Raw genomic sequence first — 10039 nt, forward strand, 5'->3', positions numbered from 1 at the left:
TCGCTCATCGCATACGACCACTGAGCAGTCCGAACTTCGGACTCAATCATCTAGTCGATCGACCGCCCTTGATCGGGCCGGTGCGCGGGGCCGCGCTACAGCACCCGGGGCGGGGTGTTGCCGGCGGCGAGGATGGCCCGGCGCATCGGCACGGCGGCCAGCAGCGCGAACCCGACCACGAAGAAGATCAGCAGGGAGACCACGCCCACCCGGTACGAGGCGGTGAGCTGGAACACCAGCCCGAAGGCGGCCGGCCCGAGCCAGCTGGTGCCCTTGTCGCTGATCTCGTAGAAGCCGTAGTACTCGCCCTCCTTGCCGGCGGGGATGAGCTGGCTGAACAGCGACCGGCTCAGCGCCTGACTGCCGCCGAGCACCAGCCCGATGCACCCGCCGATGATCATGAACGGCAGCGGCGCCTCGGCGGGCAGCCGGATCACGGCGATGATCACCGCGGTCCACAGCACCAGGGTCAGCAGCACCGTCTTCCACGCGCCGATGCGCCGCGCGAGGGCGCCGAGGGCGAGCGCGCCGCCGAAGGCGAGGAACTGCACCAGCAGGATCGTCACGATCAGGGTGCTCTGCTCCAGCCGCAGCTCCTCGGTGCCGTACTGGCTGGCCAGGGTGATGACGGTCTGGATGCCGTCGTTGAAGACCAGGAAGGCCAGCAGGAAGAACAGCGTCAGCGGGTACGCCTTGAGCTCCCGCAGCGTGTGGCCGAGCTGCCGGAACCCGTCGGTGAGCACGTTGCCGCCGCCGCGCAGCGCCTCGGCGGTGGGGCGTTCCCGCAGCCAACGCAGCGGCAGCAGGGTGAACGCCGCCCACCACACGCCGGCCGAGACGATGGACCAGCGGGCCAGGTCCATGGTGCGCTGCGCGTTGCCCTCCTCGCTGAGCATGGTGACCGCGACCAGGTTCAGCGCGAGCAGCAGCCCGCCGCCGAGGTAGCCGATGGCCCAGCCCCGGCTGGAGATGGCGTCGCGGTCGTCGGGGCCGCCCAACTGCGGCAGGAACGAGTTGTAGACCACGACGGCCGCGCCGAAGGAGATGTTGGCGATCAGGAACAGCGCCCCGCCGAGCAGGTACCGGTCGCCGGTGACGAAGGCGAACGCGATGGTCGCCCCGGCGCCGAGGAACGCGGCGAGGCCCAGCAGCCGCTTCTTGTGCATCGACCGGTCCGCGATCGCCCCGACGACCGGCAGCACGAACACGGTGAGCAGGACCGACAGCGAGACCAGGTACGGGTAGAAGGAGCCGGGGGCGACCCGGATGCCCAGCGGGTGGACGTACCCGTCGCAGCTGTCGGCACCCAGCTCGCAGCCGGCGGCCAACTTCGTGACCGTGGTGAGGAAGGGGCCGAGGAAGACCGTGATCACCGTGGTCTGGAAGGCGGAGTTCGCCCAGTCGTAGAAGTACCAACCGGTGCGCTCGCGGCGGGTGCTGCCCGGGCGCGCGGGCTCGGCGACGGCGGGGGCGACCGTTTCGGCCATCGGGTTCCTCTGGCTCAGGCGGCCCAGTGGCCGCGGCGGCGGTGGACGTCGCGGAGCACCCCGACGTGATCGGTCATGATGCCATCCGCACCGAGGTCAAGTAAGTGGCGCATCCGCCGGTTTTCTCGGCTCCGTCGGCCACCCCGCCGAAATAAACTTCCCTATCGTTCCTCATCATGCGTACGATCGGGAGCGATGAGTAATGACCTGTACTCGGTCGAGCAGGTGGCCGACCTGCTCGGCCTGCACGTGCGCACCGTGCGCGGCTACATCCGGGCCGGACGGCTGCGGGCGGTGCGGATCGGCAAGCAGTACCGGATCGCCCGGGCCGACCTCGACGCGCTGACCGGCCGGCCGGTGCCACCCGCCCGCGTGCCGCTGCTGGAGGTGTCGAGCATCGTGCAGGTCGACGGCGTCGACCGGGCGGCCGCCGATCGGCTCGCCACGCTGGTGCTCGCCGGCGCCAACACCGGCCACGACCCCGCACGCCCGCTGCGCGTACAGGTCGTCCACGACGAGGAGCGCCACCGCATGAAACTCGTGATCCTGGGGGACCCCGCCGCCACCGCCGACCTGCTGCGCCTGGTCGACGCGGTCCTGCACGGCGACAACGGTCTGCTCTCGGGGGAGGTGCACGATGCCTGACCTGATCCAGGAGCGGGCCGGGGTGCCGGTGCTGGTCTGCGACCCGGCCGGGCCACCGGTGGCCACCACCGAGCAGGCACTCGACCTGATCGGCGCGGCCTTCGCCGGCGCCGAGGTGGTCGCCGTGCCCGCCAGCCGATTCGATCCGAGCTTCTTCTCCCTGGGCACCCGCTTCGCCGGGGAGATCATGCAGAAATTCGTCAACTACCGGCTGCGGCTGGTCGTCGTCGGCGACATCACCGCGCATCTGGAGGCCAGTACGGCGCTGCGGGCCCTGGTGGCCGAGTCGAACCGGCACGACCAGGTCTGGTTCGTGCCCGACCTCGACGCCCTCGACGCGCGACTGTCCGCCGGCGCCTGACACCGCCGCCGGTCAGCCGCGCGGCCGGCGGCGGTGGGAGCGGGCGGTGTCGGCCGGGCGGCTGGGGTCGACGTGGCGGGGCCAGTACGGCTCGTCGGGACGCAGCGGCGCCAGATTGTCGGTGATCGCGTCGATGATCCGGTCGGTGGCCCGCCGGGCGGCCCCGGGCGTGCCGGGGTTCAGCTGGCTCAGCACCACCGGGGTGCCGAAGCGCACCCGGATCACCGGTCGCCGGACCACCGCCCGGGCGATGCCGCGCAGGACCTCCGCCGGCGTCGTCCGGTACGGCAGCACCTCGTGGGAGCCCCACTGGGCGACCGGGACGACGGGGGCGCCGCTGGCGAAGGCGAGCCGGGCCGCGCCGGTCTTGCCCCGCTCCGGCCACATGCCCGGGTCCAGGCCGATCCGTCCCTCCGGGTAGAGCAGCACCACCGAGCCGCCCGCCACGGCCGCGGCGGCCACATCGAGGGCCTGGTGCACGGAGCTGGTGCCCCGGTCGACGCGGATGTGCCCGGCGCGGCGCATCAGCGGACCGACGACGGGAGCGCGGAACAGGCCGCCGGTGGCCATGATCCGCGGGGCGACGCCCCGGGCCCGGCAGGCGGCGCTGAGCACCACGGGATCGAACGGGCTGATGTGGTTGGCGGCCAGGATCAGCGGCCCGTGGCGCAGCTCCACCGGCACGTCGCCGGTGACCTCGAGGCGTCCCAGCAGGCCGACGACGCCGCGGGCGAGCAGTTGCGCGGTACGCCACAGCAGCGGCGCCCGCCAGGGGGTGGTCGGGGTGTTCATCAGTGCTGGATGGTCGCACGCCGCAGGGTGGGCCGTTGACCCGATCCCGGACCGTACGGCGGAGGTGATCAGGGTCATTGGTCCCGTGCCGGGTCGGGACCCAGGGCCCTGCCGATCCTTCTACGACGCCGAGTAGTATTTACTACGTCTCGTAGTAAGCACAGCTGGGGGTTTCAGGTGGACGCGTTGGACGTCGCCCGCTGGCAGTTCGGTGTCACCACCGTTTACCACTTTCTCTTCGTGCCACTGACCATCGGCCTGTCGGTCCTGGTGGCCATCCTCCAGACCATGTGGCACCGCACCGGCAACGAGCGGTACCTCAAACTCACCAAGTTCTACGGCAAGCTCTTCCTCATCAACTTCGCGATGGGTGTGGTCACCGGCATCGTGCAGGAGTTCCAGTTCGGCATGAACTGGAGCGACTACTCCCGCTTCGTCGGCGACATCTTCGGTGCCCCGCTGGCAATCGAGGCCCTGGTCGCGTTCTTCCTCGAGTCGACCTTCATCGGGCTGTGGATCTTCGGCTGGGACCGGCTACCCAAGCGGCTGCACCTGGCCGCCATCTGGGCCGCCGCCATCGGCACCAACCTGTCCGCCTACTTCATCCTCGCCGCGAACTCGTTCATGCAGAACCCGGTCGGCTACCGGATCAACCCCACCACCGGCCGCGCCGAACTGACCGACTTCCTCGCCGTCCTCACCAACAAGGTCGCCCTGATCACCTTCCCGCACACCCTCGCCGGGGCGTTCCTGGTCGCCGGGTCGCTGATCGTCGCCGTCGGCCTCTACCACGTCATCCGCCACCGCGACAGCGCCGACGCCGGCACCTACCGGTTCGCCACCAGGTTCGGCTCCTGGGTCGTCCTGGTCGCCTCCGCGCTGGTGGTGCTCACCGGCGACATCCAGGGCAAGATCATGACCGAGGTGCAGCCGATGAAGATGGCCGCCGCCGAGGGCCTCTACACCACCGAGAGCCCCGCCTCGTTCTCCGTGCTCACCGTCGGCAGCCTCGACGGCAGCCGCGAGATCTTCGCCCTCAAGATCCCCTACCTGCTGTCCTTCCTCGGCACCGGCGACCCCAACGGCACCGTGCACGGCATCAACGACCTCCAGGCCCAGTACGCCACCCAGTACGGCGCCGGCAGCTACACCCCGATCATCCCGGTCACCTACTGGAGCTTCCGCTTCATGATCGGCTTCGGGCTGGCCGCCGCCGCGATCGCCCTGCTCGTGCTCTGGACCCAGCGCAAGGGCCGCACCCCCACCAGCCGGTGGCTGCTACGCGTCGGCCTGGTCCTGCCGGTCCTGCCGCTGCTGGCCAACTCCTTCGGCTGGATCTTCACCGAGATGGGCCGCCAGCCGTGGATCGTCTTCGGCGAGATGCTCACCCGCGACGGCGTGTCCCGCAGCGTCTCACTGACCGAGGTGCTCACCTCGTTCACCGCGTTCACCCTCATCTACGCCACCCTCGCCGTGATCGAGTTCAGGCTGCTCGTCCGCTACGCCAAGGCCGGCGTACCCGACGTCACCCCGGCCCCCGAACCCGACGACACCGACGACGCCGAGCGGCCGCTCGCCTTCGCCTACTGACCTGGAGCCCACCGTGGAACTGACGACCGTCTGGTTTCTCCTCGTGGCCGTGCTCTTCACCGGCTACTTCATCCTCGAAGGCTTCGACTTCGGCGTCGGCATGCTGCTGCCCGTCCTCGGCCGCGACGACCGGGAACGCCGCGTCCTGATCAACACCATCGGCCCGGTCTGGGACGGCAACGAGGTCTGGCTGATCACCGCCGGCGGCGCCATGTTCGCCGCCTTCCCCGAGTGGTACGCCACCCTCTTCTCCGGCTTCTACCTGCCCCTGCTGCTCATCCTGCTCGCCCTGATCGCCCGCGGGGTCGCCTTCGAGTACCGGCACAAGCGCCCCGAGGCGTCCTGGAAACGCCGCTGGGACCAGGCCATCTTCTTCGGCTCCCTGCTGCCGGCGATCCTGTGGGGCATCGCCTTCGCCAACATCCTGCGCGGCGTGCCGCTGGACGCCGACCACGAATACGTCGGCGGCCTGCTCGACCTGCTCCACCCGTACGCCCTGCTCGGCGGGGTGACCACCCTGGGCCTGTTCCTCACCCACGGCGCGGTGTTCCTCGCCCTGAAGACCACCGGCGACATCCGCGCCCGGGCCGGCGCCCTGGCCGTCAAACTCGGCGCCGGCACCGCCGTGGTGGCGGTGGCCTTCCTGTCCTGGACGCTGAGCATCCGCTCCAGCGCGGCCGCCGTCGTGCTCGCCGCCGGCGCCGCGCTCGCCCTGCTCGGCGGTCTCGCCGCCGCCCGGGTACGCCGGGAGGGCTGGGCGTTCACCGGCACCGCCGTGGCGATCGGGTTGGCCGTGGCAACCCTGTTCGCCGCGCTGTTCCCGAACGTGCTGCCCTCCACCCTGGACCCCGCCGGCAGCCTCACCGCCACCAACGCCGCCTCCACCCCGTACACCCTGAAGATCATGACCTGGATCGCCGTGGTGTTCACCCCGATCGTGCTGGCCTATCAGGGCTGGACGTACTGGGTGTTCCGCAAGCGGATCGGGGTGGCCAACATCCCGCAGCACTGATCCCAGCCGTCCGGGACTACCGTCGACCGGTGCGCCCCAGCCTCGACGTCCGCGAGCTGACCCTCGACGACCTGCCCGCCGCCTGGGCCCTCGGCCGCGACGCCTTCGGCTCCGACCCGCAACCTCCACCACACGCCACCCAGGAAACACCCGGCATGACCCGGTACGGCGCGTTCGACGGCGACGGCCGACTGCGCGGCAAGGCTGCCGACCTGCACCACCACCAGTGGTGGTCGGGACGCGCCGTACCCGCCACGGCCGTCGGCGGCGTCGCCGTCGCCCCCGAGGCCCGCGGCCGCGGCGCCGCCCGTGCCCTGCTCGCCGCCCTGCTGCGCGGGGCCCGCGACCGCGGCGCCGCCGTCAGCGCCTGTACCCGACCACCACCGGCCCCTACCGGGCCTGCGGCTGGGAAGTCGCCGGCACCTTGCGCACGGTGGACCTGCCCACCGCCGCGCTGCCTCCACACCGACCCGCACCGCACCTGGACGTCCGGGCCGCCACCGTCGCCGACCTGCCCGCCGTCTCCGACCTGTACGAACGCGTCGCCCGCCACCGCCGGGGCATGCTCACCCGCCGCGGCGGCCTGTTCGACCACCTCGGCGCCACCACCAAGCTGCCCACCGACGGCGTCACCCTCGTCGAACACGACGGCAACCTGGTCGCCTACGCCAGCTGGGACCGTGGCCGCGGCTACGGCCCCGAGGCGGTCCTCACCGTCAAAGAAGCCCTCGCCACCACCGCCGACGGCGCCCGCGAACTCGTCGGCGTGCTCGCCAGCTGGCGCAGCGTCACCCCCACCCTGCGGCTGCGTCTGCTCGACGGCGACGCCGTCACCGCCCACCTGCCCGTGGAGGCCGCCCGCGAACACCACCAGCAGACCTGGATGCACCGGCCCGTCGACGTCGCCCGCGCCGTACGCCTGCGCGGCTGGCCGGTGCACGCCCGCGGCGGAGTCGACTTCACCCTCGACGACGAACTCGCCGACTGGAACACCGGCGCCTGGCGCCTGGAGGTCGCCGACGGCGCCGCCGAGCTGCGCCGCACCACCACCGCACCCGCCCTGCACCTGGGCGTACGCGGGTTCGCCCAGCTCTACGCCGGCGCCACCACCGCCGAAGCCCTCGTCCACGCCGGGCAGCTGTGCCACGAACCGGGGGCCGACCCCCGCGCCCTGGATCTGCTCGCCGCCGGCGGGCCCGCCCACCTGCTCGACTATTTCTGACACCGGCCCGGCTGTTTCGGCCACTTGACCGGCGTCCGTCGCGGCGACCGCAGCCGCCGCGACGGCACCGGCGACCCGCCGACGCGCTATAAACGACTGTCGATCGGTGCGATCCCCGACGGCGAACGGACGATGTGCGCTGAGTAACCGCGCTGTTACTTTCCCCCTCTGGATCAGGCGACGCCCACCATCCACAGGCGACGCCCAAAAGTGTGTGTGGAGGGGACATGAGACGTGCTCGACCACTGATGGCGCTGGCGGCGCTGTGCCTCGTCGCAGCGGCTGCACCCGCGGCGGCGGCGGCCGCATCCGCATCCGCGGATCCTCCGGCCAGCGCGGTCTACGCCGAGTACACCGGCGAACTGCCAGCCGGACAACAGGGCACGGTGGCCCTCGACCTCGCCCGCGAGGACTACACGCCGACCCGCCTCGGCCGGGTGCTGGTCGGATTCACCCTGGACGCCGCGTCCGGCAGCGCGCTGGACCCTGGCATGATCGTGGTCCGGTCCAAGTCCGGGCCCCCGCCCTACGTCTCCGTGCCCTTCCGGCACGACACCCCCGGCAGCAAATCCAGCTACACCGTCGCCGCGCTCACCCCCGGCGGCGCCTACGAGGTGCTCATCGGATCCGAGAAGAACACCTCCGGCGCGTACCGGCTCTCCGCCTCCCTCGCCGGTGACGCCAACGCCGACTTCCAGGTGAACCACGACGACCTCACCCTGATCGACTCCCTCGCCGGCACCACCTACGGCAACCCGAAGTACTCGCCATCGGCCGACGTGGACCGCAACGGCACCATCAACCGACTCGACCGGCTCGCCGCCGCGCTCAACCTCGGCGCGGCGACCCGACTGCGGCTGACCGTCGAGAACCCGCTGGACACGGACCTCCCCGCCGGCGCGCTCGCGCTGGCCGACGTGTCCCCGACCGGATTCAACGCCGTATCCGCGCCCGTGACGTTCACGCTCGCCGGCGCCGACTTCTACGACGACCCGGCCGAGACCAGGCTCACCGTCAACGACAAGCCCGTACCCGCCGGCCGGGTCACCGTCGGCAGTGACCGCGTCACCGCGACCACCGCACTCGCCGACGGCCGCAACGACCTGCGCCTCATCAGCGTCGACGCCCTCGGCCGCCCCCTGTACCACCAGGCCACCGTCTGGGCCGGGTCCAACACCGTGCGGGTCACCGTCGTCGACGAGGCCGGCGCGCCGGTCACCGAACCCGTCGTCGTACGGGTCAGCCTGACCGACGACCAGGACGTCTACGCCGAGCAGAGCACCAGCACCGGCCAGACGGCGGTGCCCAACGTGCCCTCCCGCACCGTCCTGGTGCAGGCCACCGCGAGCGGCAACCGGCAGGGGATCGCCGGCCTGTACGCCGGCGACGGATCCGTCCGGATCACCCTGCGCGGCTTCGCCCCGCCCAGCACGATCGCCAACAACGACTTCAGCCAGGGCACCGCCGGCTGGAACACCGGCGCCGCCCCGGTCACCATCAAGCCGCACGTGGAAGGCGTCCCGGGTGCCGCCCCGGCCGGCCTGGCCGCCTCGCGCGGCAACCGCACCGCCGCGCCGGCGATGACCCCGGCCGAGCCGGCCACCACCACCGCCGGCGCGCCGGCGGCAACGTCCATCGTCGACAACGACCTCACGCTCGGCACCGCCGGCGAGGGCGAGCAGTCGATCTCCCGCGCGTTCGCCACCGACGCGGACGTCTCTGCGGTCCGCATCCGCTACCGGTTCATCACCAGCGAAGTCCCCGGCGGCTACTTCGGCAGCGAGTGGAACGACTATTTCCGCGTCTCCCTGCGCAGCCAGCAGGGCGGCGGGTCGGCCGTCGAGGCCAACAGCATGAACGGCCTCGGCCTCGGCCAGTTCGACTACGGCAGCGGCGCCACCGGCTGGCGGGATCTCACCCTGCCCGTGGACAGGGCCGGCGACACCATCCAGGTCGACCTGGGCGTGGCGAACGTCGGCGACGGCCTGTACGACTCGCAGGTCGTCGTCGACTTCGTCGAGGAGGTACGCGACCAGATCCGCCCGAGCCTCGCCTGGAACAACACCGCCGGCGGCATGGACCTCACCTACACCGTCGAGAACGGCGACCTCAAGCAGGCCGGCACCATCGACGTGTACTGGGCCAACGGCCCCGGCCACGCCAACCGCCTCGGTGCGCCCATCTTCAGCCAGTCCGTCCCGGCCGGCACCACCGCCGGCTCACACGGGCCGATCCGCATCGCCGGCAACCTGCTGGCCGACGATCCGGCCGGCGTCACCCACCTGATCGCCGTCGCCAGCCCCAGCCGGGTCGGCGCACTCGCCGACGTGCAGGTGGCCTTCGGCCCCAACGCCAACGCCGCGGTCCTCCGGCCGGCCACCATCGACATCGTCAAGGACAGCCTGCGCGCCGCCGGCCAGCGGACCGTCACCATCACCAGCACCGCCCGCACCCCGGCCGACCAGGCACGGGCGATGTTCCAGAACCTCACCAACGCGGCGAACCCGGTCAACGTCAACGTCAACAACCAGCTGGCGCTCTACGCCGCCCCCGGCGACGCCGTCATCAACGTGTTCGTCCAGCAGACCCAGGGACTCACCCTGCAGCAGATCCTGGCCAACAGCGCCGCCATCCGGGCCGCCATGGAACAGGAGATCAACAACCAGGGCCCCCAGAACGTCTCCCGGCACTGCGCGGACCCGGCCACGGTGAACGTGGCCGACCTCGGCGCCGGGGTGTTCAACGCCACCAACGGCCCGTTGTTCGTCAACGCGATCCGCCCACGGGTGACCCGCTTCATCGACGAACGCAACAGCAACGGCTGCTACCACATCGAAATCCAGTGACCGCATGGCCGGCGGCGGCCACACCGCCGCCCACATCCGCATCGTGCTCTTGTCCCGCTGCAGATGTGCGTTGTGGGCGTAGAC

8 protein-coding genes and 2 pseudogenes are annotated in these 10039 nt (G+C 71.5%); 7 read left to right on the forward strand and 3 right to left on the reverse strand.

Translation table 11 applies throughout. The features are described 5' to 3' along the window. Positions 1 to 95: 95 nt before the first annotated feature. Both ABZ570_RS32450 and ABZ570_RS32455 read right to left on the reverse strand, forming a co-directional pair. A complete protein-coding gene (locus ABZ570_RS32450) occupies positions 96 to 1487 on the reverse strand; it encodes an MFS transporter (RefSeq protein ID WP_358071758.1) in 1392 nt (463 codons plus the stop codon). Between the two features lie 14 nt (positions 1488 to 1501). Continuing rightward, positions 1502 to 1591 (reverse strand): annotated as a pseudogene (locus tag ABZ570_RS32455) (glycerophosphodiester phosphodiesterase); the annotation flags it as partial. 91 nt (positions 1592 to 1682) lie between these two features. Between ABZ570_RS32455 and ABZ570_RS32460 the strand changes: the two are divergent. Further along, on the forward strand, positions 1683 to 2132 hold the full coding sequence (locus ABZ570_RS32460) for a helix-turn-helix domain-containing protein (RefSeq protein WP_358071760.1): 450 nt from the start codon (positions 1683 to 1685) through the stop codon (positions 2130 to 2132). After that, positions 2125 to 2493, forward strand: a complete 369-nt coding sequence (locus ABZ570_RS32465; RefSeq protein ID WP_358071762.1) for a DUF4180 domain-containing protein — start codon at positions 2125 to 2127, stop codon at positions 2491 to 2493. Before ABZ570_RS32460 ends, ABZ570_RS32465 begins: the two co-directional genes overlap by 8 nt. Positions 2494 to 2505: 12 nt before the next feature. On the opposite strand, the gene ABZ570_RS32470 is transcribed toward ABZ570_RS32465, so the two are convergent. Next, positions 2506 to 3285 carry a lysophospholipid acyltransferase family protein gene (locus ABZ570_RS32470; protein WP_358071764.1) on the reverse strand — a complete coding sequence of 260 codons (780 nt, stop codon included), beginning with the start codon at positions 3283 to 3285 and terminating at the stop codon, positions 2506 to 2508. A gap of 177 nt (positions 3286 to 3462) precedes the next feature. Here ABZ570_RS32470 and ABZ570_RS32475 point away from each other — a divergent pair, with 177 nt between their 5' ends. From ABZ570_RS32475 to ABZ570_RS32495, 5 genes and pseudogenes are all read left to right on the forward strand, one after another. Then, the gene (locus ABZ570_RS32475; RefSeq protein WP_358071766.1) at positions 3463 to 4875 is read left to right on the forward strand and encodes a cytochrome ubiquinol oxidase subunit I; all 1413 of its coding nucleotides are present in this window, start codon (positions 3463 to 3465) and stop codon (positions 4873 to 4875) included. Between the two features lie 13 nt (positions 4876 to 4888). Further along, positions 4889 to 5887, forward strand: a complete 999-nt coding sequence (cydB, locus tag ABZ570_RS32480; RefSeq protein ID WP_358071768.1) for a cytochrome d ubiquinol oxidase subunit II — start codon at positions 4889 to 4891, stop codon at positions 5885 to 5887. A gap of 29 nt (positions 5888 to 5916) precedes the next feature. Then, positions 5917 to 6204: pseudogene (locus tag ABZ570_RS32485) on the forward strand (GNAT family N-acetyltransferase); the annotation flags it as partial. A gap of 116 nt (positions 6205 to 6320) precedes the next feature. Then, positions 6321 to 7109: a sterol carrier protein domain-containing protein gene (locus ABZ570_RS32490; protein ID WP_358071770.1), complete on the forward strand. Its 789-nt coding sequence runs from the start codon at positions 6321 to 6323 to the stop codon at positions 7107 to 7109. Positions 7110 to 7336: 227 nt separating this feature from the next. Further along, positions 7337 to 9955 (forward strand): dockerin type I domain-containing protein, encoded by a 2619-nt coding sequence (locus ABZ570_RS32495; protein ID WP_358071772.1) that lies wholly within the window; start codon positions 7337 to 7339, stop codon positions 9953 to 9955. The last annotated feature ends 84 nt before the right edge of the window (positions 9956 to 10039 follow it).

Origin of the sequence: Micromonospora sp. NPDC007271 (genome assembly GCF_040634005.1) — a bacterium.
In the GTDB taxonomy this organism is placed as follows: domain Bacteria; phylum Actinomycetota; class Actinomycetes; order Mycobacteriales; family Micromonosporaceae; genus Micromonospora.

Excerpts from the sequence above, each read along its gene's own strand:
- ABZ570_RS32450 (WP_358071758.1), bottom strand. The coding sequence starts at position 1,487 with ATGGCCGAAACGGTCGCCCCCGCCGTCGCCGAGCCCGCGCGCCCGGGC.
- ABZ570_RS32460 (WP_358071760.1), top strand. The coding sequence starts at position 1,683 with ATGAGTAATGACCTGTACTCGGTCGAGCAGGTGGCCGACCTGCTCGGC.
- ABZ570_RS32465 (WP_358071762.1), top strand. The coding sequence starts at position 2,125 with ATGCCTGACCTGATCCAGGAGCGGGCCGGGGTGCCGGTGCTGGTCTGC.
- ABZ570_RS32495 (WP_358071772.1), top strand. The coding sequence starts at position 7,337 with ATGAGACGTGCTCGACCACTGATGGCGCTGGCGGCGCTGTGCCTCGTC.
- ABZ570_RS32470 (WP_358071764.1), bottom strand. The coding sequence starts at position 3,285 with ATGAACACCCCGACCACCCCCTGGCGGGCGCCGCTGCTGTGGCGTACC.